A 23,930-nucleotide genomic window follows, 5' to 3' on the forward strand; every position below is an offset into this window, starting at 1 on the left:
GTTTGTGGATTAATTGACCGCCCTCGCTGGCGCGCCTACGCTGTCGCCATGCGATGGAATGCACTCTTTCAGGATCTTGAGATGCAGCTAGCAGAGGCCGGGGTCCTGGGCCTGGAGTCCGAGATTGCCGAGCGCTCCCGGGCAGACACGGCTGCTATTGCGCTCGATGACAGGCTGCGAGGATCGTTGGGCTGCCGCATTGGTATCCATCTCAGTGCGGGACCGGTCTTCGCCGGCACCCTCAGCCACGCCGGATCCGAGAGCCTGGTCATCGACGAGGCGGCGCACCAGGTGCTGGTTCCTTATGCCGCCGTGGCCCACTACACGGGACTCGGACGGTTCGCCGTGGGCGAGGGGTCCGCCGTGCGACGGAGACTCGGCCTGGCCAGCGCGCTGCGGGGGTTGGCGCGGGACAGGGCAGAACTCACCGTCCTGATGGCGGGCCGGACACCGGATGTGCAGCTCTCGGGTGTGATTGACAGGGTGGGGCGGGACTTTTTTGACCTCGCCATGACGCTGCCGGGAGAAGCGCGGAGGGCTGGCCGGGTTGCCGATGTGGCAACGGTTCCGTTTCGGGCCCTGAGCGCGCTCCGGTCACGGCGCGGAGGGGAGCTCTGACCGCCCCAGGCAGGGAACGAAGCGTCCAGCCCGGAAACCGCCCGTGCTCAAACCGACTTGGACTTGGCCTCTTGAATCATGCGGCTTGCCTCGGCATACCGCTCTTCGATGTACTGCTCGAGCATCTTCTCCTCAACCCGCCACTGGCCGCGGCCACCCACCTGGATCGCCTTCAGTTCGCCGCTGCGGACGAGGGCATACGCTGCCGGCGCATTGATCTGAAGCTGCTCGGCTACATCTGCAAGCGTAAGGAATCGGGGCATAGTCCAATTGTGCCACCGCTGGTCGCGGATGATGCCGTTATCCACAGTTTGATGTTGTTTGCCTGAATACCTTTCCGATTGGGCAGGCATGCCGTAACAATGATCATGACCGGCGCGATTGAAGCGCCCAGGCGCCAAGGGGGAGCAGTACGCATGAGTGGAAGCACGGCGGCGACCGGAGCCCGGCTGAAGAAGCCTTCCTGGAAGGACCCGAGGCTTCTGGTGGGCGTGCTCCTTGTCCTCGCCTCCGTTGTCGGAGTCGTTGCACTCGTCGGCAGCGCGGATCGGACCACAGAGGTGTTCGCCGCCCGTGAGGCGATCGCAGTCGGTCAGAAACTCACCCCTGAAAACATCGGCCGCGTGAAGGTGCGCCTGGGCGACGTCGAAGCGCACTATGTCACAGCGGCGTCTGGCGTTCCCGATGGCCAGGTGGCGGTCCAGCGGATTGCCAAGGACCAGTTGGTTCCCCGTGAAAGCCTGGGCAGTGTCGACGCACTGGACCGGAAACCCGTGGCCGTCACGGTTCAGGAGGCCTTGCCGGAGCAGGCCGTTGCGGGCACCCGGGTTGACGTCTGGGTCTCCATGCCCGACGCCCGGAACGGTTTTGCCGAACCGAAGCTGCTGCTCCCGGGCGCAGAGATCGCAGAGGTCTCACAAGGATCCACCGCCCTTGGCGCTTCGAAATCGACGGTCCTGATGGTTCTGGTGGGAAACGAGCAGATGGCCTCCCTCCTCGGCGCGCAGGCGAACGAAGCCAAAATCTCCGTAGTGTGGAATCCCGGCGGGGCCGCCAAGTGAGTATTCCGGTTGTCACCGTCGGCGAGTCGCAGGAAGATCTGGTGGGCGGACTGGAGCGGCTCCACGGTCCCGTCACAGTAGTCCGGCGCTGCGCGGAACTCGCAGAACTGCTGGCTGCCTGCCAGAGCGGGCTCGCCCGGGCAGCTGTTGTAGCCGAGGGAAGTCAGGACCTGACTGCATCGCTGGTGGACAGGCTCGCCGCAGTAGGCGTAGTGATCATTGCCCTGACCGACAGCCCTGAGGAGCGATTGAGGCTCCGCGGGATCGGAGTCACCGCGGCGCCTCTGACCGTTGAATCCACAGCCCTGGCGGAGAGCATTGCCGACGCCGTAGGCAGGCACGCGAGCTCGAGCCCGGCAGGGCTGACTCCCGGCGGCGGTCCCGGTTACAGCACGGGTTTCGCGGATGCCGGTGCGGCCCTGCGCCCGGAGGCTGACGACGCCGAATCGGAGCCGGTTCCTGTCGGAACCGGCAGGGTTCTGGCGGTGTGGGGGCCGGCCGGTGCACCCGGCAGAACACTGGTTGCCGTCAACGTCGCGGGGGAGCTGGCTGCGGAAGGCAAGTCCGTCCTGCTGGTCGACGCCGACAGCTACGGGGCCAGTGTCGCGGGCGTCCTCGGGCTGCTCGACGACGCGGCGGGTCTGGCGCAGGCCTGCCGGCTGGCCGACCAGGGCCTCCTGGACAGGGAAGCACTGCTCCGTGTCGCCGTACCGGTTACTGCCACATCCGGGACTTTCCGGGTTCTGACCGGAATTACGCGGGCCGACCGCTGGACCGAGCTGCGGGCGGCCGCGCTGGCGCTGGTTCTGGACCGGGCGCGGGAAGTGGCCGACTTCATCGTGGTCGACGCCGGCTTCTGCCTTGAGGCCGACGAAGAGCTGAGTTTCGACACGATGGCACCGCGACGCAACGCCGCGACGCTCAGGAGCCTGGAGCTGGCCGATACCGTGATCGCGGTTGGCGCTGCAGACCCGGTCGGTGTTCCCCGCATGGTCAGGGGGCTGGCGGAGCTCGAAGGTGCAGTGCCGGGGGTGCGCCCCGAGGTGGTGCTAAACAAAGTGCGGGCCTCGGCTGTGGGCCGCTCACCGGAACGTCAGCTCCGCGAGGCGTGGGACCGGTTTGGCCCGTCGGCGAGCATTAAAGCCTTCCTTCCGTGGGACCCTGGTGCAACAGACGCAGCGCTGCAATCCGGTTCGTTGTTGCTGGAATCGGCTCCGGACTCCCGACTTCGTTCGGCGATTGCGGAATTGGTTTGTGCACCTGTCCAGCAAAAACGCCGATCCTCTGTGTTCTCCTCCACAGCAAGGCGCAGGCTGACGGGCTAGGCTCACGGTGAGGGCTGCAAGGAAGCAGCCGCGAACTGTTTTGATGGAGGCGTGTGTCGATGTCGTCTGGGTCCAGCGTGGAGGATCAGTCCCGTTCAGTCGGAGCCGAAGAAGGCTTCTTTGAGGACTACTACGAGCATCTGGCGGAGGAGGACGCGCGCGCTTATCCGCACGAGCTGCTGACAGCACGGGCTGAGACCCACCGCGCCGTCGGGTTTGAACGCCGGCCGGGGAGTGCCAACATCTCGATCGTTCCGGAGGGCGACCGCAGCGTTGTGTACATCGTCACCGACGACATGCCTTTCCTGGTGGATTCAGTTAACGCCGAGCTGGTCCGGCAGAATTCGGCCATCCACCTCGTTCAGCACCCCATGTTCGTGGTCACGCGCAACCGCGAAACCAACGAACTCGTCAAGGTGGACAGGATCCCGTCCAGCATCGGCCTCTCCAGCGGCGACACAGCGGCGCTGCCCGTCCTGTCCCACCTGATCGCACAGGGCGACAACGCGTCCCACATGGAATCCTGGATTGCCGTTGAGATCGGCCGCGCCAGTGACGAAGCCGCTGACCGGCTGCAGGAAGGGCTGGAACGCGTCCTCGGAGACGTCCGGGCCGCCGTCGAAGACTGGCCCAAAATGCGCAACAAGGCGCTGCAGATCGCCCAGGACCTGGACAAGGTGGCGCACTCGGCTCAGATCGCAGAGCTGCGCCAGGCCCAGGACTTGCTTCGCTGGCTCGACGAGGGCAACTTCACCTTCCTCGGCTACCGGGAATATGACCTGGTCAACGAAGAAGGCGAGGATGTCCTGGAACTGCGCGAGGGCAGCGGCCTGGGCCTGCTGCGGGCGCACCACGATACCCATCAGGTGCAGCATCTCACCGACGCGGGCAGGCGCAAGGCCCGCGAAAAGCGCGCTCTGGTCATCACCAAGGCCAATTCCCGCTCAACAGTGCACCGGCCTGCATACCTGGACTACGTCGGCGTGAAAAGCTTCGATGCCGCCGGGAACGTCAACGGCGAGCAGCGGTTCATCGGACTGTTTGCCACCAGCGCCTACACGGACTCGGTGCGCAATATCCCGATTGTCCGGGAAAAGGTCGAGGCTGTGCTGCGCGGTGCCGGTTTTCCGCCGGACTCGCATTCCGGGAAGGACCTGCTGGGCATCTTGGAAACGTACCCGCGCGACGAGCTCTTCCAGATTGAAATTCCCGATCTCGCCGCGACGGCAGCGGGAATCCAGCGGCTGCAGGAACGGCGCCGGACCCGTCTGTTCCTGCGGCCGGATATCTACGGACGGTTCATGTCCGCCGTCGTCTACCTCCCTCGTGACAGGTACACCACGAACGTCCGGCTGAGGATCGAACAGGAACTCCGCGAGACGTTCCACGCGGAGTCCATTGACTTTGAGGCGAGGATGACCGAATCCGCCCTCGCCCGCCTGTTCTTCCGCATCCGCCTGCCCAAGGGCGAGGACGTCAGCCACGTCAACACCGATGCGCTGGAAAAGAGGCTCGTCCGTGCTGCCCGGTCCTGGAGTGAAGGGATCGCCGAGGTGCTCCGCGAGCGGAGCTCTGACGACGGCGCCAATGAACTGGCGGCCATCTGGGCCGAGGCTTTCCCGGCGGGCTACCGCGTCGACTACGAGATAGAAGATGCCCTCGAGGACATCGCCCGGTTTGAAGAGTACGGGGCCGAAGCGGAGAGAACTGTTGGCGCCCGGCAGGAACGGCCGGGAGTCCATGTCTATCTTCCCGAAGGCGCCGGTGCCACCCTCGAGGAGGACGCCAGGGTCAAGCTGTACATGCTGGAGCCGAAGAGCCTGAGCCAGATCCTTCCCTATTTCCACAACCTGGGGCTGGAGGTGCTGGACGAGCGGCCGTTCGAGATCGAGACTGCCGACCGGCGGGACTTCTTCCTCTACGACCTCGGACTGAAGTACCCGGCCGGAGTGGACCCGGTGTCCACGGGCCGGCTGCTGGCGGATTCCTTCGGGGCGGCGGTTTCCGGCGGTGTCGAATCCGACAGTTTTGACCGGCTGGTGCTCCGCGAGGGCATGACGTGGCGCCAGGTTATCGTGCTGCGGGCCTACGCCAAGTACATGCGGCAAATGGGAAACACCAACTCGTTTGAGTTCATGGCCGATACCCTGCTGGCCAATCCGGAGGTCACCCGCGGACTCATTGCCCTGTTCGAGGCACGCTTCGACCCCAGCCTGCCCGAGGCCGAGCGGGCGCAGAAGCAGGCAACCGTCCGCGCCCAGCTGGCGACGTCCATCGACGATGTCGCTACCCTGGACGCCGACCGCGTGGTGCGGACGTTCACGAACCTGATCGAATCAACGCTGCGCACCAACTTCTACCAGGACAAGCCGCACCTGAGCTTCAAGCTCAACCCCTCGACCATCGAAGGGCTGCCCTTCCCTCGGCCCATGTTCGAAATCTGGGTCTACTCCCCGCGGGTCGAGGGCGTTCACCTGCGCTTCGGCAAGGTGGCCCGCGGCGGGCTCCGCTGGTCGGACCGCCGGGAAGACTTCCGAACGGAAATCCTGGGTCTGGTCAAGGCGCAGACGGTTAAGAATGCCGTCATCGTTCCAACGGGCGCAAAGGGCGGGTTCTTCGCCAAGCGGCTGCCGGATCCCGCCAAGGACAGGTCGGCCTGGATGGCAGAGGGCGTCGAAAGCTACAAGACGTTCATCCGCGGACTGCTGGACATCACGGACAACCTCGTCACGGAAGCCGACGGCGAACGGCTCGTCCCGCCGTCGAGCGTTGTACGGCACGACGGTGACGACTCCTACCTGGTGGTCGCGGCGGACAAGGGCACGGCGTCCTTTTCTGACATTGCTAACGGACTGGCCGCCGACTACGGATTCTGGCTGGGCGACGCCTTCGCCTCCGGCGGTTCGGTGGGGTATGACCACAAGGCCATGGGCATCACGGCCCGGGGTGCCTGGGAGTCGGTCAAGCGGCACTTCAGCGAGCTGGACCTGGACACCCAGTCCGAGCCCTTCACCGTGGTCGGTGTCGGCGACATGTCCGGGGACGTCTTCGGCAACGGTATGCTCCTGTCCAAGCACATCCGGCTGCTCGCGGCCTTCGACCACCGGCACATTTTCCTCGATCCGAACCCGGACGAGGCAACCTCCTACACGGAACGCCAGCGGCTGTTTGAGCTGCCCCGGTCGTCCTGGGACGACTACGACAAGAGCCTGATCAGCGAAGGCGGCGGTGTCTACCCGAGGCAGGCCAAGTCGATTCCGGTCTCGACCCAGGTCCGCTCCGCGCTGGGCTTGCCGGAGGACACGACACAGCTCAGCCCGCCCGAACTCCTGCGCGCCATCCTGCTCGCACCCGCCGACCTGCTCTACAACGGCGGCATCGGCACCTACGTGAAGGCCAGTTCCGAGACGCACGCCATGGTGGGCGACAAGTCCAACGATGCCATCCGGGTAGATGGCCGCGACCTTCGGGTCAAGGTCGTGGGCGAGGGCGGAAACCTCGGCATGACGCAGCGCGGCCGTATCGAAGCGGCGCTGCAGGGCGTCATCCTGAACACCGATGCCATCGACAACTCCGCCGGCGTCGACTGCTCTGACCATGAGGTCAACATCAAGATCTTCGTGGACCGGATGGTGGCTGCCGGCAAGCTCGACGCCGCCGAGCGCTCGGACTTCCTCGCGGCGATGACCGACGAAGTGGGCCGGCTGGTCCTGGAAGACAACATCGACCAGAACATCCTGCTCCTGAATGACCGCCAGAAGGTCGCGGAGTGGAGCCCGAGCTACGAGCGGCTGATGGACTGGCTGGAGAAGACGGCGGACCTGAACCGGGACCTGGAGGCGCTGCCGTCCACCGCTGCCCTGCGCGAACGGCTCGAGCAGGGGCAGGGCCTCACCTCACCGGAACTGTCCGTGCTGGCCGCCTACGCCAAGATCGAACTGGCGACGGCCCTGCGCGACAGCGACCTGGCCGACGACCCGTGGTTCCGCACGACGCTCCGGCAGTACTTCCCGGTGCAGCTTCGGGAGAGATTCGACGCCGAACTGGACACCCATCCGCTGCGACGGGAAATCATCGCAACGGTCGTGGCCAACGACATGATCAATCTGGGCGGCATCACCTTTGCCTTCCGGACCATGGAGGAGACCTCGGCGAGCGAGGTGGCTGTGGCCAAGGCGTTCGTGGCACTGCGGGAAATCTACGAGCTCGACGTCATGGTGTCCGAACTCAACGACCTGCCCGCCTCGTTCCCCACTGAGCACTGGAGCGCCGTCCACCTCGATGTCCGTCGGCTGCTGGACCGTTCGGTGCGCTGGGTCCTTGCCCAGGGCAGCGCGTCGCGGCCCATCGCCGACATCGTCGCCGAGTTCCAGCCGCCAATGGAACCCATGCGGGCCCGGCTGTTGGACTACCTGCGCGGTGACGACCGCGAGCGCGTTGCCTCTTGGCTTGAGAAGGCGCGGTCGTGGGGCGTGCCCGAGGACCTGGGCCACCGCTGGGCAGAGCTGTTCGAGAGCTTCGTCCTGCTTGACATCGCAAAAATCGCGCACAGCCGCAAGGAGCCGGTGGAGGACATCGCCAACGTCTACTACACGGTGTTCAACCGGTTCCACGTGGACTCCCTGCTGGAGCGGATCAGTTCCCTGCCCCGGGCGGACCGCTGGCAGGCCCTGGCCCGTGCAGCTCTGCGCGATGACCTCTACTCGACCGTCTCAGACATGACCACGGCGGTCCTGGACTCGACCGACGAAGGGTCGCCGGCCGAGGACAGGCTTAGGGCCTGGGAGCAGCTGAACGCGGAACATTTGGGCCGGGCGAAGAGCATGTTCGATGAGGTCAACGCCCTCGAAGCGGACGACATGGCCTCGCTCTCGGTAGCATTGAGGCTCTTGAGGTCAATCGTCCGACGCTAGGACAAGGTCCCGCCGTCGAAAAACTGGAGGTGCAGTGGCAATCTTTACGGACCCCATCAGGGAGCACGCTGATTTTGGGCCGGGGGATGCCGAGTGGCTGCACCTCCTGGTGGGCGACTGGCAGATGGTGGCCGATCTTGCGTTTGCCGACCTGGCCCTGTGGTTTCCCCACCCGGAGCACGGCTACGTTGCCTTGGCACATGTGAGGCCCTCCACGACGCATACGGTGTTCCACGCCGACTTCGTCGGGGAGGGCATCCGCTCGGACCTGCAGCCGCTGGTGGACAAGGCGTGGGAGAGCCGCACCATTGAGCGTTCCAGCGAGACGAACTGGAGCAGCGACATGGCACTGCGGGTCGAAGCCGTGCCGATGGTCAGGAACGGCCGGACGTTGGCGGTGGTCACCTCACACATGGACCTCTCGAGCTCGCGGATGCCGTCCAGGCTGGAGCTGACCTACCGCCAGTGTGCCTATGACCTGCTGCGCATGGGCACACTGGGCCTCTGGCCGGACTTCGCCTCGCCGACCGGCTCCCGCCGCGGTGCCCCGCGCGTTGGTGATGGCCTGATCCGCCTCGACGCAGAGGGCATCGTGCAGTACGCCAGCCCGAACGGGGTCTCGGCGTTCCGGCGCCTCGGCGACGGCGAATCCCTCGAAGGGCGCTCGCTGGCTGAAGTCACCGCGGGCCTGCTGAAGGACCGCCGCATGGTGGACGAGACGCTGCCTCTTGTAGTCACAGGGCGGATGCCGTGGCGAAGCGAGATTGAATCCCGCGGCGTCAGCCTGTCGCTGCGCGCCATCCCGCTCCGCGACGAGCAGCAGCGTTTCGGTGCGCTGGTCCTCTGTCGTGACGTGTCCGAGCTGCGGCGCCGCGAGATGGAGCTGGTCACGAAGGATGCCACGATCCGTGAAATCCACCACCGGGTCAAGAACAACCTGCAGACCGTTGCCGCGCTGCTGCGCATGCAGTCCCGTCGAATGGTCAGTGACGAGGCAAAGCAGGGGCTGGAACAGGCCATGCGGCGCGTGGCAACAATTGCGCTGGTGCACGAAACGCTCTCGCAGGGGCTGACCCAAAGCGTCGATTTTGATGAACTGATCGGACGCCAGTTCCGCCTTTCCGCGGAAGTGGCTTCACCATCCCAGCAAGTCCGGACGCAGCGGTCAGGGTTGTTCGGTGAGCTTCCCAGCGACTTCGCGACGCCGCTGGCGCTGGTGATCAACGAACTCGTCACCAATGCCGTCGAGCACGGACTGGAGGGACGCACCGGCACGGTGTGGTTGCTGGCCGACCGTTCAGCTGGCGACGACGATGAGGAACTGCTCACCGTCACTGTGGCGGACGATGGCGTGGGCCTTCCGGAGACGCCCCATGTGGAGGGCCTCGGGCTGCAGATTGTCCGGACGCTGGTCACGAGCGAGCTTGGCGGTACCATCCAGTGGCAGCCCCGCGAGGGCGGCGGCACGGCGGTGCAGATTGTCCTGAGTCTGGCAAACCGCTAGCACGACAAAGGCGACGGCCGCGGACCATAGGGTCCGCGGCCGTCGCCTTTTCTTGTGGAGCTTTTGCTCGGGTGCAGTCGCTGCTGTGGTGCGCGTTAGGACGCGCGGCGGGCCCTGGCCGCGCGGCGCTTCAGTGCGCGCCGCTCGTCCTCGCTCATGCCGCCCCACACGCCGGCGTCCTGTCCGGACTCCAGCGCCCACTGCAGGCAGGTGTCAACGACCGGGCACCGGCGGCAGACGCTCTTGGCTTCTTCGATCTGCAAAAGCGCGGGGCCAGTATTGCCTACGGGGAAAAACAGCTCCGGGTCCTTGTCAAGGCAGGCCGCGCGGTTACGCCAATCCATGCTGATCAGTCACTCCATTCCTGGGAAGTCAATACCCTTTGTGAAAATATTCACTAGGGCTTACATAGGAAAGGGGCCCTGGAGGGCCCCCTTGGTCATCTGGATCAAGCGTTTCATGTTAACGCTGTGTAAACAAGGGGTAGTGGACCACGAAATCCCCAAGAAACGTGAGCGATGCATCACATCGGTGGGCTGTCCCGCCGTGAGTCGACTATCTCGGGTAGTGTGCCAGTGTGTCAAGACCCCCAGAAGACCCGTCCGACCCGTTCGCTGATACCGGAGACGGCGGACTGCCGGAGGACCAGGCCTCTGCGGGCACGGATCCTTCGAGTCTCGTCCGTCCCCGCGCCGTCGCCGTGATCTCTGGGATCGTGGCAGCCGAGGCCACGGCCCTGCTGGGCACAGCAGCCTGGTACGGATTTCAGCTGGCCACCGGTGCGCCTGTCATGTCGTTTTGGGGTGCCGTTTTCACGCTCGCCCTGCTCCTGGCCTTTGCGTCGTGGCTGTATGCCGTTGCCGTGTTCCTGTTCCGGGGCTTCCGCTGGCCGAGGGCCGGTGCCCTGGTGGCCCAGCTGTTCGTGCTGACCATTGGCTTCCCCACGCTCACCGGCGGATTGCCGGCGGCCGGCGCCGCGATGCTGATCCCGGCCGCCACGGCCATCGTCCTGCTGTTCGACAAGCGCGTGATCCGCTTCGCCTCCCGCGCCGCTTCCGCTCCGCCGGCACTCTAACGCCTCCTGACTTTGTCGGCCACCGCCAGTTGGACGGGCACCGCCGTGCCGTCCGCCACGAGCAGGGCGCGTCCTGGCGGAGGATGGGGATCCGGCTCAATCCGCAGGCCGAAGATGTCGCCATCCAGCGCGCTGCGGGGCGCTATGAGGATGCCTCTGCCGCCACTGCGGGCTGCCATCGCGAGCGGGACACGCTGGATCAGTGACTGGCTGAACGCGGCTGAGAAAACTGTCGCCCAGCCGCGACTGTTCAGCTCCACGAGTTGCTGCTGGGAAATGGCAGGCAACATGTCCGCATCATCGACGAGGAGTATGGCGTCCTTTGGCAGGCTTCCTTCTACGGCGTCACGGTGGACCGCAGCCCAAAAGTCGCCGGGATGTGACGCCGGGCCGGGCTGCAGCCAGCCGGCCGCCAAGGGATTGAGCGCCGGCAGCGAAGCCAGGAACGAGGACTTGCCCGAACCGGCACTGCCCAGCACGGCAAGGACAGCGCCTCCCGGCAGGCGCACCCCGGCAGGGGCGGGTTCGTCCCCGCCCATGCCCACCACCAGGCATCGGGCGGCTATACGCAACGGGTGGGCAGCTGCGGGATCTGATCCGTGCAGAGGGACGTCTGAAGCAGGCCCATCGGAAGCAGCGTCGCCTGAAGTCCGATCCGCTCTGGGCATCCGGGAGAGCAAGTCCGCCACAGAGAGTTGCACAGGAAGTGGATCCACGCGGAAGGGCTTGACCCGCACCGGCCCCTGCACCGCTTCGCCGAGGGCAATGACAGTTCCGGAACCGGCACGTCGACCTCCTGGGATACAGAGCTGGCAGACCGCCTGGCGCCCTGCCGACAAAGCACCGGATGCCACGGCCCGGCCCGGAACTGGAGGAAGGTCGGGCATCTTGGGCCATGCCAGCCTGCTCTCGGTGCTGGCGCCCCGCGGGCAGTAGATGCGGTTGGGGATGGCTGCAAAGAACCGCGACGTCACGAGTTCCCGGTCGCCGGAGATCACCACGGTGATTCCGGCGCGGTGGCCGTCCCTGGCGATGTCCTGGAGATGGTCCTCGGCGCGGGTCAGAGGGCCGGAGCGAAGGGCCGATAGCCAGGAACCCCAGCCTGAAATGGCCAGCACCAGCGGCGGCCCGAAAGCTGCCGGGAGCCGGCTGAGCCGCCCGGACGCCTCGGCCGCCAGGCGCTCCAGCAGGCGTACACCGCGGCGGAGGTCGTCGAGGTTCACAAAGGACCCGGCGCGGTGCGCGCCCGCCATCCCCGCCAAGGACCCGTCCGCATCGAGGGCATAGAGGTGGCATTCCGTGGGATGGGCCAGCAGCTGTTGCATCGCCACTGACATGGCGTGGGCGGCATCCGGCGATCCTGCCCCGATCAGTGCCAGATGCCCATCGGTTCCGGGCCGCCAGGTGAGACCGGCTAGCCGTTGCTCCTCGGGTAGGTCCAGCAGGCCCAGCCCTACGGCCAAGTCCCCGGCCGTCCCAGGGACGGCCCTTAGAGGGGCGGCGTTTGGAGGGACGGCGTCCGCACGGACAATGTCTGCAGGGACGGCGCTAGCCGCAAGGACGAGGCCATCTGCGGTGAATGCGGCCATGTCGGCGGGATTGGTGAGTACGTCCGGAAGCGGCGGGGCCAGCGGACGGCGCACCGGAGAACCGCCCATTCCGGCCCATTGGGAGGCAGCCAGCTCCACCACAGGCCGGGCGGCGTCCGACGGGGTTGCCGGCGGAAGGCTGCCCGTGACAGAAGGCAGCGTCGCCAGCGCCGCGGTGGCCTCAAGCACCCTGACCCGGCAAGCCGCAGGGTCCTCGCGGGGGCTGGCAATGGATGCTGACTGGAACTCTTCAGCAGTTTCGGTACCCCTGGCCAGGTAGGCCCGTCCGGGCCGGTTGACGGGTATCGCCGATGCCGCATTGTTGCCGATCACGTCGGCTGACTCGTGCGCGGACTGCACCCGAAGGGCGATGCTCGTGGTGACGTTGGCCCGGATGTCCGCTGTGAGAGCCCCCTGCGGGCGCTGGGTTGCCATGATCAGGTGGATGCCCAGGGAGCGGCCAATGGCAGCGATCCTCATCAGCGCGGTGAGGGTTTCCGGAGCGTCATCGACGAGCATCCGGAACTCATCGATGATGAGGATGAGCTGGGGGAGGGGCGGTCCGCCAGCAGCCGACATGCGATAAGCGGCCAGGTCAGGGGCGCCGGCTGCGGCTAACAGCTGCTCACGTGTGCGGACTTCCGCCCGCAGTGACACAATCGTGCGCTCCAGCTGGTTGCTGGCCAGGTCCGTCAGCATGCCGACGCAGTGCGGGATGCCAGTCAGCGGACTGAGTCCGGACCCGCCCTTGAAGTCGAAGAAGAGGACATTGACGCGGTCCGGCGGGTAGCACAGGGCCAGCCCGGCGGTAATCGTGCGAAGCAGCTCCGATTTCCCGGCACCCGTGGTGCCCGCAACGAGGACGTGCGGGCCATCCGCCTCAAGATCCAGAACACGCACACCCCGGTCGGTGCGGCCCAGGGGAATGATGAGTCCCGGCTCCAACCTGCCTGCCGCCCAGCGCTTGGCGGTCGCAGGAGCCGACAGGTCAAGGACATCGCCCAGCCCGCAGCTCGCAGGGAGCGGATGTCCGTCGGCCGGCATCCCAGGGAGGGACTGGCGGTATGTCCGGCAGTAGCGGTCGAAAACGCCGGACGGCACCAGGTCTGCAACGAAGCGGCGATGCCCAGCCCGCACCCGAAGCGTGGCCCAGCGCTCGCCGAGTTCAATGTCGGTTTCCGACGGCTGATGTTCCAGGCCCGGCAGATGGACCACCCGCCATCCGAGACCGCGGGCAGTTGTGATGATGCCGGCCTCAGGGGTGCCGTCTGCTGCTTCGCCGAAGAGCAGGAGAACGCGGGAAGCATCCGGTCCGCCGGACGTGTCCGTCACTGCCGCCAGAGTGTCAGGGATCCTTGAATGGAGTGAGACGCCCGGAAGGAATCGCGCCGCGAGCGGCAGGGCAGAAGCCGGTCCATGAATCGCGATCCGGGTACCCCTGGCCAGCGGATATCCCGTGAGCTGCATCAGGAACGAGTGGACCAGACCGTGTACCTCCGGCTCTGGCCCCCGGACGGAAAGGACCGCAAGGCCAGGATCAAGGAGCAGCGGCACCGCGCCGAGCCCAGGGGGTTTGAAGCCCGGCTGGTTCGGCTCCAGGCGTATGTTGACCAATTGTTCAGCCAGGCCAAGCCTAAGCCAGACGCCTGGCGCAGGCCTTGGCGCCTCCTTGTACTCCGGCATCTCCCGTTCGGCACTCCGGCTGGTGCCGGCAGGGCTCCGCGCGGGAACCGCAGCGCTCAGAGCAAGATCAGCAGCGGACGGTGCGGACCGCCGTCGTCGATCCTGATCCTGCGCAACCGCCGCAGCGACTGCCGATCTGAGCTCGCGGCGCTGCCGGGCGCCCGAGAACACGGGGACAAGCAGAGACACTGCCGACACTGCGGTGAAGGCCAGGAACATCCACGACCCCGTCACCAGCACCAGCCCCACACCTATGATTACGGGGAGAAGCGCCCCGAGGAGCAGCATGGACCGACCCGCCGGCACAGCCGGGTGTAACACGGTCAGTGGCTCGGCCACAGAGCTCCCAGCGAACGCGAGCTCGGCGTCCCGTGCCCCTGACGGCGCAGCCAGCACGACCGACATGGACGAATTGCCGCAACGAATACGGGAACCGATCGCGACGGTTGTTTTTGACACCCGTTTGCCGTCGACCTCGGTTCCATTAATGCTGCCAAGATCCACAAGGGTCAGTGACTTATCCGTAACCTCGAGTCTGGCGTGCTCGCGGGAGAGATCAGCATCCGGAATCGTCAGCTCGGCGTTGGTGCGGCCGATCCGGTAACTTCCCCGTCGCAGCGGAAGGACAGAGCCGGCCGCGGGGCCGCTGTCCACCACGAGGAGCACGGCAGCAGGAGGTTCGCCGGCCGGTCCCGCCCCGGGCACGGCGGCGTCGGACTCGCCACCGGTGGAAGGACCGTCCACCAGAACAGCCCCATTGATGAGGGGGCTTCTGCCGACTGTCATCACGCCCAGGCGCCTGCCCTCCACCGACAGCCTGCCGGTCTGGAAGCGGCGCGAGAGTTCGGTTTCCAGATCAGACCCTGGGCACCCGTCCGGAGCCGACACCGTCAGCTCGACCGGCCCGCCTTGGGATAGGGACCCTGGAGCACGCACCAGTGTGCACTGCAGTTCCATTCGTGTCCGCCTTTCCGGGTCTTTGGTGGAAACGCTAGCCCTCATCACATGCGAGCCGACTCTGTATATCGGTGTATGTGGATAAACCCTCGTCAAGACTGCGATCACTGCCGTCGGGGGAGACTCGGGTAGGCTAGGTCAGCAGACAATGCACAACATTGGGCTGCCCGAATTCGAAACAGGAGATTTAGTGACTGCTGACCTCGTCATCGTAGGATCAGGCTTCTTTGGCCTGACGATCGCAGAACAGGCCGCCAGTGAGCTGGGCTTGAAGGTAGTCGTCCTCGACCGCCGCCACCACATCGGAGGCAATGCCTACAGCGAGAAGGAAGAGCAGACCGGGATCGAGGTTCACCGCTACGGCGCGCACCTGTTCCACACGTCGAACGAGCGCGTCTGGGAGTACGTCAACCGCTTCACCGCCTTCACGAACTACGTGCACAAGGTCTATGGCGTGCACGGCGGGGAGGTTTTCTCACTGCCAATCAACCTGGCCACGATCAACCAGTTCTTCCGCGCCAACATGACGCCGGGAGAGGCGAAGGAACTCATCCAGGAACAGGCCGGGGAACTTGCCGGCACCGATCCCCAGAACCTGAACGACAAGGGCATTCAGCTCATTGGGCGTCCGCTTTACGAAGCCTTCATCAAGCACTACACCGGCAAGCAGTGGCAGACGGATCCCAAGGACCTGCCCGCGGGCATCATTTCCCGCCTTCCCGTCCGGTACAACTACGACAACCGGTACTTCAACGACAAGTACGAGGGTCTGCCGACCGACGGCTACACGGCCTGGATCGAAAAGATGGCCGAGCACCCGAACATCGAGGTCCGGCTCAACACGGACTTCTTCGACGAGTCGCACGAGTACAGCAAGAGCAAAGTGGTCGGCAGTATCCCGGTCGTCTACACCGGACCGGTGGACCGCTACTTCGACTACGCGGAGGGCGATCTGTCCTGGCGCACCATCGACTTCGAGGAAGAAGTGCTCGACGTGGGTGATTTCCAGGGCACTTCAGTGGTCAACTACAACGACGCCGATGTGCCCTACACCCGCATCATCGAGCCCCGCCACTTCCACCCGGAACGCGGCTACCAGGCCGAGAAGACCGTCATCATGCGCGAGTTCTCACGTTTCGCGGAAAAGGGCGATGAACCCTACTACCCGATCAACACGAGCGCAGACCGCGAGCGCCTCCTCAAATACCGCGATCTCGCTGCAGACGAAAAGAACGTTCTCTTCGGCGGCCGGCTCGGTACGTACAAATACCTTGACATGCACATGGCCATCGGGTCGGCGCTGACAATGTTCGACAACCAGATCCGGCCCCATTTCGAAAGCGGAGCCAACCTTGAAAGCGGAGGAGTGGACGCATGAGCACAGCAACCAAGAGTGAGACTCAGGGCGGGACCGAAAACATCGGCACGCAGGCAGAATGGACGACAATCCAGCGGGTCATCCTCCCTGGCGAGCGGGGCCTTGAGACACTGCCGCTCTACATGGACTCCGGCGTTGTAACAAGCGCAACAGACCTTACCGATGCGTCCGGATTCGGGCGCCCCTCGGCGGCAGCCGGTGAGGAGAGCATCACCAGCCGCAGCGTGCACGCAGACGACATTGAGTCGAAGACGTCCGCTTCCGTCCGGGCCGGCGAGCGGATCTCCTTCGGCACCTACTTCAACGCATTTGCCGCAAGCTACTGGCGGCGCTGGACCACCGTGCAGGAAATCCGCCTCAGTGTCCGCACTTCCGGCCGCGGCACGGTCAGCGTCTACAAGTCCAATGCCCGCGGATCACTTCAGCATGTCGAAACCACGCGTGTCCTGGGCACAGCGGAGACACTCTTCACGCTTTCGCTGCTTCCGTTTGGCGACGGCGGCTGGTACTGGTTCGATGTCACGGCCGGTGCCGAGGACATCCAGTTCCTGGGTGCGGAATGGCAGACCCAGGCGCCACGGCGGCAGCACGGCACCCTGACGGTGGAAATCACGACGCTGAACAAAACCGCGTACTGCCTTAACAACCTGCGCATCCTCGGCGAGCATCCGGAGGCCTTGGCCAACGTCAAGGAAGTCATTGTCGTAGACCAGGGCACCGAAAAGTTGGCGGAAGCTGAGGGCTTCGCTGAAGTGAGCGCCGCGCTGGGGGATAAGCTGCGGATCATCAACCAGGCCAACCTGGGCGGGTCGGGTGGCTTCGCCCGTGGAATGTACGAGGCTGTCGAAAACGGCAGCGACTACGTCATGCTGCTGGACGACGACGTCGTCATCGAACCGGAGAGCATCACCCGCCTGGGCATTTTTGCCGATTACTGCAAAAAGCCCACGTTGGTGGGTGGCCACATGTTTGACCTGCACGATCGCAACGTTCTCCACACCTTCGGTGAAATCGTCAACCCGTGGGTTATTGGTCCGGACGAGCCGAACCCGAACCAGCAGATGCGGCACAACTTTGCCCGCCGCAACCTGCGCGACACGCCCTGGATGCACCGGCGGGTCGACGTCGACTACAACGGGTGGTGGATGTGCCTGATTCCGACGTCGGTCATCCGCGAGATCGGCCTTTCCCTTCCGGTCTTCATCAAGTGGGATGACACTGAGTACGGCGTGCGTGCCAAGGCTGCGGGCTACAGCACCGTTTCGCTCCCGGGCTCCGCCGTCTGGCACGTCTCATGGATCGACAAGGATGACCTGGTCGGGTGGCAGGCTTATTTCCACACCCGTAACCGCTTCATCTATGCACTCCTGCACAGCCCATATGACCTGGGGGGCGGATTGATCGAGAACTCATTGAAGCTCGATCTCAAACACAACATCTCGATGCAGTACTACACGGTACTGGGGCGTATTGAAGCCATGCGCGATCTTCTGCGCGGCCCCGACCAGCTCCACGCCATTCTTGCCACGAAACTCCCGGCAATCCGGGCCATGGCCAAGGAACATTCGGAAGCGCAGTTCAAGCCGAGCCCGGATGATTTTCCCGTGGTCAAGACGCGGAAGGTGCCCAGACGAGGCAAGGGCGTCAGCGTTCCGTCGTACGTGTCGCTGGTGCCGTGGTTGGCCAAGACTATTGTCCGCCAGGTCGGCGTGCCGCTCTCCGATGCCAGCCGGCGCAACCCGGAAGCGCTTGTGCCGCACGAGGACAACAGGTGGTGGAGGATGTCGCAGCTGGACAGCGCGCTGGTCTCGAATGCGGAAGGGAGCGCTGCTTCCTGGTACATGCGGGATCCCAAGCTCGTCCGGAAGCTGCTTGTTGACAGCGTGAGGATCTACGGCGACGTGCTTCGCAGATGGCCCAGCCTCAAGAAGCAGTATCGGGCGGCCTTGCCACAGATCACCTCAATGGAGGCTTGGAGGAAAACCTTTGAAGCCCACAGCGATCTAGGTGACAAATGACCTCTCCCGACGCGGAGCTGGTTAGGCCGGGTCTGGGCCGTGGTCTCAATGACGTCGTCCGATCCAGGTTTCTGCTGAAGCTGTTGGTTCGAAAGGAACTGAAGGTCAGGTACCGGGGATCTGTCCTCGGTCTGCTCTGGTCCTATGTGAAGCCGGGAATGCAGTTCATCGTCTTCTACGTAGCACTGGGGGTTTTCCTCGGACTGGAAAGCAGCCCGAGGAACCCGGATGGCCTTCCAAACTATGCGATCTACCTGTTTTCCGGAATAGTTTTGATTAACTTTTTCAGTGAGGCGCTTGGGAACGCTTCCCGGTCAATCGTGAATAACGGCGGTCTGATCAAGAAGATTTACCTCCCGCGGGAGCTGTTTCCGGTGGCTTCCGTGTGGGTATCAGCCGTGCATTTTTTCCCGCAGCTCGTTATTCTCGTGGTTGCTTGCATGTTTGCTGGCTGGCATCCCTCCTTGATCCAGCTGGTTGCCGCAGCTGCGGGCTTCGTTGTGGTGGGGCTCCTGGCTACGGGCCTGGGACTGTTGTTCGGTGCAGCGAACGTCTATTTCCGTGACTCCGAGAACTTCGTCGACATGCTGCTGATGGTGGCAACCTGGGCGTCGCCGGTGATGTACGCCTGGACTATGGTGGCGAAGGAGATAGGGGAGTTCTGGTACAACGTCTATCAGCTCAACCCGATAACGGTGGCTGTGGAGGCATTCCACTTTGCCTTCTGGGTGCCAACAACTGACGGGAACTTCCCGCTGCCCCCGCACTTGCTGTCCTGGTGGCTGCCCGTGGCGCTGCTCATATCCGCAGCCGTTCTGGGACTCGGCCAACTGACATTCCGCCGACTGGAGGGCCGTTTTGCTCAAGAGCTCTGAAACAACGACGGCAATCGAAGTCAAGAACATCAGCAAGCAGTTCGTGCTTCGACACACGCGGTCCATCAAGGAAGCCATCGTCTGGCTGCTGAAGGGCCGCAAGGGCGACCTCTCAGAGAAATTCCACGCCCTCCGCGACGTTTCCGTGGAAATCGGCCAAGGGGAAGCCGTGGCGCTGCTGGGTCTGAACGGGTCGGGAAAGTCCACGCTGCTCAAGCACATTTCGGGTGTCATGCTTCCCGACAGTGGAACCATAAGGACACGCGGGCGTGTGGCCGGGCTCATCGAAGTCGGTGCAGGCTTCCACCATGACCTCTCGGGCAGGGACAACGTCTTTCTCAACGGTGCGATCCTCGGAATGAGCGAGGAGGACATCAGGGAGAAGTTTGATTCGATCGTCGAATTTGCTGAAATCGGCAAATTCATCGATACGGAGGTGAGATTCTATTCATCCGGCATGTACCTCCGGCTGGCGTTTTCCGTGGCCGTCCACACGGACCCCGAGGTCTTTCTCGTGGATGAAATACTCGCGGTCGGCGATGAGCCATTCCAGAAGAAATGCATTTCAAAAATTCAGGACCTGGCTGCGGAAGGCAAGACACTTGTCGTTGTCAGCCATGACCTGGATCTGGTCTCGCGGATTTGCCAGCGGGGCATCCTGCTGGAGGGCGGCAACGTGACCTTTGACGGGCCGATCGAAGAGGCTGTGGCGACCCTGCGCCGTTAGGTACTTCGACAGCCGACTTCGACAGACAACAATAGAGGCAACCGACAATCATGTCGGTTGCCTCTATTGTTGTCTGTCGGGCTGCCTAGCCTTGGCCGTTCCGAAACTCCCCACAGCCTGTCACCTTATACAGCTTGGCCGAGCCCTGCTGGTCCACCAGTGTCAGACCCGTTGCGCTTTCCGCGTGGTCCATGGCCGTGTTGGGGTGCGCACCGCCGTGCACTTCGCGTTCGTCGAACTTCAGGGCGAACTGGACGTTTAGCTTCCGTGCTGCCGGGCACACGGAGGGATCTGCGCCGGCCTCGTCGATCTTGCTCATCACAATGAGCTCTTCCGGGCTGCGCTTTCCTACGACGTGGGGGACCACTGCCTGCCGTTGCGACATACCCTCGGTGAGGGAAGCGCCCGTGAAAGGATCTCCGTAGACCCGGGAATTGGACGGAACCGTTTTAGGGAGACGTTCCAGGAGTTCCTTCTCATCGGTTGAAAGCAGGGGCGAGTTGGGACCGATCCTGTAATTCGAGGCGGCAATCTGCTGCTCGGTGCCAACGGAACCGAACTGTGCACCGACGGCGACGGCCACGACGCCCAGAACCAGGACACCGGCCGGGACGATCCTGTCGAGGCTGTTCCTTCCTGACATACGGAGGGCGCCGCTAGTGAATTCTCCCAGGCGGAGTCTCGTGGTCGTGTCCGCCAGACCCCGCAGGATGCTCTCCCCGCCGAGGACGGCCAGTGGCAGAAGGACAACGGGAAGCATCGCGGCAAGCCTGTACGAGTCGTTGTACCAGACCCCAGTGAGGAAGTGGCGGGTCTCACTCTGCGGGAGCGCTGACGCCACGACGAAGAGTCCCGAGGCAACGGTGGCCATGCCAAGAACCCACACGAGCTTACGGCGTGCGATAGATGCCACCAGACCAGCAACAAGCAGAACCAACATCGCCAGCGAAACGTGGCGCCTTTGCGGTCCTGCTCCGAGAATCTCGCCGATTGCCTGTGAAACAGTCTGATACGGCTTCCATTGGGATGACGTAAGGCTCTGGCCGGCGAGGTCCCAGCCCAGGAACGCCAACGGCACGTAGACAGCGACCATTGCTGCGAAAGCGATCAGTACTGCCGCCCTGACCTGCCCTGCGCGGTAGCCGGCACCCAGCCGGAAAAGCTTGACGAAAAGCAGCGGCAGCGCGAGACCCACCAGGGCGACGACAAAGCTGGGATGTGCCAGTGCGAGGCCCGGCACGACCAGGACGCCCTGGCAGAGCACCGGTACGACCCGCCGCTTTGTCGGGTTGAGGCCCAGAAGGTCGATGATGAGCGCCAAAGCCACGGGCATGATGGCAATGGCCAGGAGGTTGGGATAAAGGACGCCGAAGTCGATCATCAGATACGGGAAGGAACTGAAGCCGGCGGCAACCGCTCCGGCCAGCAGCATGGGCAAGACCTTGCCGCTGGAGATTCGGCTCGTCAAGTACATGGTGCCCAGGGGCCAGATCACCGCAGCGATCACGATGTTTGCCGCGGTGATGGCCTGGGGGACGGAGACCGAAGCCGCTGAAGCGACAAGCGCAACCAGATCGTGCCAGGCGGCGGGATAGAACGCCGCTGAAGATTCGGTCAGGTTTCCCAGCGTCAGCGACGACCCGGAACCCGTCAGTAGGATGTGACCCACCGCATTGAGATGGAAAATGTTGTCATAGGTCTGGGAAATGCTGTCCGGAGCACCGATGATTCTGGCAAAGCGGACCGCGATAATGACTGCCGGTATCGCGAAGGCGACGAGGATGGCACCGCGCCTGACCCACTCCTGGGCTGAAGTCAGGGCGGGGCCGTTTTCAGCGTCGCCACCGGTTCCGTTGTCGAACGCCCTTCGCGGCTGCGCCCCGAAGGCGATGCCGCGCATGGCCAGCACATAGCGGAGAACCAGTGCGGCCACTGTGAGGATCACGGCACAGCCGGCCACCGGGATAATCCCGTAGTCAATGTTGGCGTACGGAGCTGCCACAGCAACGACGCCGGCGATGGTGACCGTCGTCGGACCGGATACCGCAAAGAGAGGAAGGCCCCTGACGCCTGCTCCGCGCATAACCACGAGCCCGGGCCCCAGGAAGATCACTGCTGCCAGCAGCAAAACGGGCACGAATGTCACCCAGGGCATGGGGGCTCCTCGACAGTTTCAGGGAAATATGGCCAGTGGCCAACAATACTGTAAGCACGGCGAGCGCTCACTGCCGTCCCCGGGTCCCGCAATCGGTATGGGAGACTAGTCCAGTGAATCGAACGTGGATTGTCATTCCTATGTACAACGAAGGCACCGTTGTCGGCGATGTGATCCGAGGTCTCCTGCCTACTTTCCCCTACGTCGTGTGCGTGGATGACGGCAGCTCGGACGAGTCGGCAAAAATCGCCCGCGAAGCGGGAGCCGTGGTGGTGCAGCACCCCATTAATCTTGGCCAGGGAGCCGCCCTCCAGACCGGCATCGAGTATGCGCTGCAGGATCCGGCGCTAGGGTGCATTGTGACGTTCGACGCCGATGGCCAGCACAAAGTCTCTGACGCCTTCGAGATGGCGAACCGCATTCTCAGCAACGAGGCAGACATCGTCCTTGGCTCGCGCTTCCTTGACGACCGAACCAAGCTCACTCCGATGAAACGGATCGTGCTCAAGACTGCCGCGCTACAGTCCAAGCTGTCCACCGGGCTGGACCTGACGGACGCGCACAACGGGCTCAGGGCCTTCAACCCCTATGTCGCCCGAAACATCAACCTGACGCAGAACCGCATGGCGCATGCCTCCGAGCTGGTCAACAGGCTGGCAGCCATGAAGCCCCGCTACGTGGAACACCCCGTGGAGATCATCTACACGGATTATTCGAAGGCCAAGGGGCAGTCCCTTTTGAACTCGGTCAACATTCTCGCCGAACTGTTTTTGAGGTAATTCATGCTTATTGTCATCCAGATCATCCTGGTACTCGCCGTCGTCCTGGTCGCGATGATCCTCATGCGGGGCGGTTCAAATGCCAGGCATCTGGCAATCCGCCGCATCATGCTGATGGTGTTCACTTTTGTCGCAGCTCTGTCGATCTTCTTTCCTCAGATGCTGACCACGGTCGCAGGATGGTTCGGAATCGGCCGAGGAACGGACCTTGTCCTGTACGGCGTCGTTGTTTGGCTCCTGATTTTCATGGCCACCACCTACCAGCGGTTTCGCCAGACTGAAATTTCGCTGACCAAGCTGTCGCGGCGTATCGCCATTGACGAGACTCCGAGAGTCTGGGAAACGGACGGCAAGTAGCATGGCCGCAGGACCGGCAGTACCCACGGTGGATGTCTCGCTGATCATTCCGACCAACAGCATGCATCGCTGGCTGGACCGGGCTGTCGAGTCCGTTCTGGACCAAGACGGCGCCAGCTTCGAGCTGATCCTCTACCTGGACGGGGTCGAGCTGGCCCCGGGCAAGGAATGGGCCTCCGACCCGCGTGTTCGGCTGATTCGTGGTACGAACCCCCAAGGCGTGGGGCATGCCCTGGGCGAGGCCTGCAAGCAGGCGCGGGGCGAATTCATTGCCCGGTTGGACTCTGACGACGTCGCACTGCCCGGCCGTTTCGCCCGGCAGGTGGCATACCTGCGTGAGCATCCGGACACCGTGGCGGTCACTGGCCGGGCGCCGTGGATTGATGAGGAAGGCGCCCGAATCGGGGCCTTCGGACATTCTGCCGGTTCCGACGTGCGCGGAAAACTGTTGGAGCAAAATGTGCTGGTCCAGTCGGCGATCATGTTCCGTACAGCTGACTATCGGGCGGTGGGCGGGTACAACCCCCTCAAGCAGATGGAAGACTACGACCTGTGGCTGCGTCTGGCCTTGCGGGGACGCATGGCGGTGCTGGAGGACGATGTCGTTGAATACCGCATACACCCCGACCAGACCAGCCGGGGCGTGCATCCCCGGGCGTCCTACGTCAGGACAATCTTTGCCGGTAGGAAGAATCTCGCGGAGTCGCTGGGGAAGTCAGCGGTCAGCCAACTGGTCCGCAACACGGCGTTCCGCACGGCGCTCTACATGATGTACTACCTGCCGCCGGGCTTTATTCGGCGGATCAGGACGCTGACTTCCCGCTGACGCAGGCAGTGGGAGTCGTCCAGTCGCCGTGCGTCTTCCGGGACTGCGGCTACCGGCGGCAATGCAGCCCTGCGTTTCGGTACTGGTAGG

The 23,930-nt window shown here is 64.1% G+C and carries 17 protein-coding genes; 13 read left to right on the forward strand and 4 right to left on the reverse strand.

Annotated elements, in window-relative coordinates; genetic code table 11:
• Nucleotides 1-48: 48 nt before the first annotated feature.
• Nucleotides 49-618 (forward strand): hypothetical protein, encoded by a 570-nt coding sequence (locus DBZ45_RS21355; protein WP_111905816.1) that lies wholly within the window; start codon nucleotides 49-51, stop codon nucleotides 616-618.
• A gap of 47 nt (nucleotides 619-665) precedes the next feature.
• On the opposite strand, the gene DBZ45_RS21360 is transcribed toward DBZ45_RS21355, so the two are convergent.
• Entirely contained in the window at nucleotides 666-881 is a 216-nt protein-coding gene (locus DBZ45_RS21360) for a helix-turn-helix domain-containing protein (RefSeq protein ID WP_043419585.1), read from the reverse strand.
• A gap of 153 nt (nucleotides 882-1,034) precedes the next feature.
• Between DBZ45_RS21360 and DBZ45_RS21365 the strand changes: the two genes are divergently transcribed.
• The 4 genes from DBZ45_RS21365 to DBZ45_RS21380 are packed head-to-tail and all read left to right on the forward strand — an operon-like array spanning nucleotide 1,035 to nucleotide 9,421.
• Entirely contained in the window at nucleotides 1,035-1,679 is a 645-nt protein-coding gene (locus DBZ45_RS21365; RefSeq protein ID WP_111905817.1) for a hypothetical protein, read from the forward strand.
• A complete protein-coding gene (locus DBZ45_RS21370) occupies nucleotides 1,676-3,004 on the forward strand; it encodes an AAA family ATPase (RefSeq protein ID WP_111905818.1) in 1,329 nt (442 codons plus the stop codon). Before DBZ45_RS21365 ends, DBZ45_RS21370 begins: the two co-directional genes overlap by 4 nt.
• 59 nt (nucleotides 3,005-3,063) lie before the next feature.
• Nucleotides 3,064-7,917: an NAD-glutamate dehydrogenase gene (locus DBZ45_RS21375; RefSeq protein ID WP_111905819.1), complete on the forward strand. Its 4,854-nt coding sequence runs from the start codon at nucleotides 3,064-3,066 to the stop codon at nucleotides 7,915-7,917.
• Nucleotides 7,918-7,951: 34 nt separating this feature from the next.
• On the forward strand, nucleotides 7,952-9,421 hold the full coding sequence (locus DBZ45_RS21380; protein ID WP_111905820.1) for a sensor histidine kinase: 1,470 nt from the start codon (nucleotides 7,952-7,954) through the stop codon (nucleotides 9,419-9,421).
• Between the two features lie 95 nt (nucleotides 9,422-9,516).
• Here DBZ45_RS21380 and DBZ45_RS21385 read toward each other — a convergent pair whose 3' ends face one another.
• The gene (locus tag DBZ45_RS21385) at nucleotides 9,517-9,765 is read right to left on the reverse strand and encodes a WhiB family transcriptional regulator (RefSeq protein WP_003804966.1); all 249 of its coding nucleotides are present in this window, start codon (nucleotides 9,763-9,765) and stop codon (nucleotides 9,517-9,519) included.
• Nucleotides 9,766-9,998: 233 nt separating this feature from the next.
• Between DBZ45_RS21385 and DBZ45_RS21390 the strand changes: the two genes are divergently transcribed.
• Complete coding sequence (locus DBZ45_RS21390; RefSeq protein WP_440130543.1) at nucleotides 9,999-10,496, forward strand: hypothetical protein; 498 nt, start codon at nucleotides 9,999-10,001, stop codon at nucleotides 10,494-10,496.
• On the opposite strand, the gene DBZ45_RS21395 is transcribed toward DBZ45_RS21390, so the two are convergent.
• Complete coding sequence (locus DBZ45_RS21395; RefSeq protein WP_190243216.1) at nucleotides 10,493-14,725, reverse strand: FtsK/SpoIIIE domain-containing protein; 4,233 nt, start codon at nucleotides 14,723-14,725, stop codon at nucleotides 10,493-10,495. The two genes, DBZ45_RS21390 and DBZ45_RS21395, sit on opposite strands and share 4 nt — an antisense overlap.
• A gap of 190 nt (nucleotides 14,726-14,915) precedes the next feature.
• Between DBZ45_RS21395 and glf the strand changes: the two genes are divergently transcribed.
• The 4 genes from glf to DBZ45_RS21415 are packed head-to-tail and all read left to right on the forward strand — an operon-like array spanning nucleotide 14,916 to nucleotide 19,723.
• On the forward strand, nucleotides 14,916-16,103 hold the full coding sequence (gene glf, locus DBZ45_RS21400) for a UDP-galactopyranose mutase (protein WP_111905822.1): 1,188 nt from the start codon (nucleotides 14,916-14,918) through the stop codon (nucleotides 16,101-16,103).
• The gene (locus DBZ45_RS21405) at nucleotides 16,100-18,121 is read left to right on the forward strand and encodes a glycosyltransferase (protein ID WP_111905823.1); all 2,022 of its coding nucleotides are present in this window, start codon (nucleotides 16,100-16,102) and stop codon (nucleotides 18,119-18,121) included. Before glf ends, DBZ45_RS21405 begins: the two co-directional genes overlap by 4 nt.
• A complete protein-coding gene (locus DBZ45_RS21410; protein ID WP_111905824.1) occupies nucleotides 18,118-18,996 on the forward strand; it encodes an ABC transporter permease in 879 nt (292 codons plus the stop codon). Before DBZ45_RS21405 ends, DBZ45_RS21410 begins: the two co-directional genes overlap by 4 nt.
• Nucleotides 18,980-19,723 (forward strand): ABC transporter ATP-binding protein, encoded by a 744-nt coding sequence (locus DBZ45_RS21415; protein WP_111905825.1) that lies wholly within the window; start codon nucleotides 18,980-18,982, stop codon nucleotides 19,721-19,723. Before DBZ45_RS21410 ends, DBZ45_RS21415 begins: the two co-directional genes overlap by 17 nt.
• A gap of 85 nt (nucleotides 19,724-19,808) precedes the next feature.
• On the opposite strand, the gene DBZ45_RS21420 is transcribed toward DBZ45_RS21415, so the two are convergent.
• Nucleotides 19,809-21,878, reverse strand: a complete 2,070-nt coding sequence (locus DBZ45_RS21420) for a DUF6541 family protein (protein WP_111905826.1) — start codon at nucleotides 21,876-21,878, stop codon at nucleotides 19,809-19,811.
• A gap of 113 nt (nucleotides 21,879-21,991) precedes the next feature.
• Between DBZ45_RS21420 and DBZ45_RS21425 the strand changes: the two genes are divergently transcribed.
• The 3 genes from DBZ45_RS21425 to DBZ45_RS21435 are packed head-to-tail and all read left to right on the forward strand — an operon-like array spanning nucleotide 21,992 to nucleotide 23,840.
• Nucleotides 21,992-22,657: a glycosyltransferase family 2 protein gene (locus tag DBZ45_RS21425; RefSeq protein WP_223257210.1), complete on the forward strand. Its 666-nt coding sequence runs from the start codon at nucleotides 21,992-21,994 to the stop codon at nucleotides 22,655-22,657.
• Nucleotides 22,658-22,660: 3 nt separating this feature from the next.
• A complete protein-coding gene (locus DBZ45_RS21430; protein WP_111905828.1) occupies nucleotides 22,661-23,014 on the forward strand; it encodes a DUF2304 domain-containing protein in 354 nt (117 codons plus the stop codon).
• 1 nt (nucleotide 23,015) lies between these two features.
• Nucleotides 23,016-23,840, forward strand: a complete 825-nt coding sequence (locus DBZ45_RS21435; RefSeq protein WP_111905829.1) for a glycosyltransferase — start codon at nucleotides 23,016-23,018, stop codon at nucleotides 23,838-23,840.
• The last annotated feature ends 90 nt before the right edge of the window (nucleotides 23,841-23,930 follow it).

The organism is Arthrobacter globiformis (genome assembly GCF_003261175.1).
Lineage (GTDB): Bacteria > Actinomycetota > Actinomycetes > Actinomycetales > Micrococcaceae > Arthrobacter > Arthrobacter globiformis_A.

Coding starts and splice junctions, on each gene's coding strand:
- DBZ45_RS21355 (WP_111905816.1), top strand. CDS start 49: ATGCGATGGAATGCACTCTTTCAGGATCTTGAGATGCAGCTAGCAGAG.
- DBZ45_RS21360 (WP_043419585.1), bottom strand. CDS start 881: ATGCCCCGATTCCTTACGCTTGCAGATGTAGCCGAGCAGCTTCAGATC.
- DBZ45_RS21365 (WP_111905817.1), top strand. CDS start 1,035: ATGAGTGGAAGCACGGCGGCGACCGGAGCCCGGCTGAAGAAGCCTTCC.
- DBZ45_RS21375 (WP_111905819.1), top strand. CDS start 3,064: ATGTCGTCTGGGTCCAGCGTGGAGGATCAGTCCCGTTCAGTCGGAGCC.
- DBZ45_RS21385 (WP_003804966.1), bottom strand. CDS start 9,765: ATGGATTGGCGTAACCGCGCGGCCTGCCTTGACAAGGACCCGGAGCTG.
- DBZ45_RS21395 (WP_190243216.1), bottom strand. CDS start 14,725: ATGGAACTGCAGTGCACACTGGTGCGTGCTCCAGGGTCCCTATCCCAA.
- DBZ45_RS21405 (WP_111905823.1), top strand. CDS start 16,100: ATGAGCACAGCAACCAAGAGTGAGACTCAGGGCGGGACCGAAAACATC.
- DBZ45_RS21410 (WP_111905824.1), top strand. CDS start 18,118: ATGACCTCTCCCGACGCGGAGCTGGTTAGGCCGGGTCTGGGCCGTGGT.
- DBZ45_RS21420 (WP_111905826.1), bottom strand. CDS start 21,878: ATGCCCTGGGTGACATTCGTGCCCGTTTTGCTGCTGGCAGCAGTGATC.
- DBZ45_RS21430 (WP_111905828.1), top strand. CDS start 22,661: ATGCTTATTGTCATCCAGATCATCCTGGTACTCGCCGTCGTCCTGGTC.
- DBZ45_RS21435 (WP_111905829.1), top strand. CDS start 23,016: ATGGCCGCAGGACCGGCAGTACCCACGGTGGATGTCTCGCTGATCATT.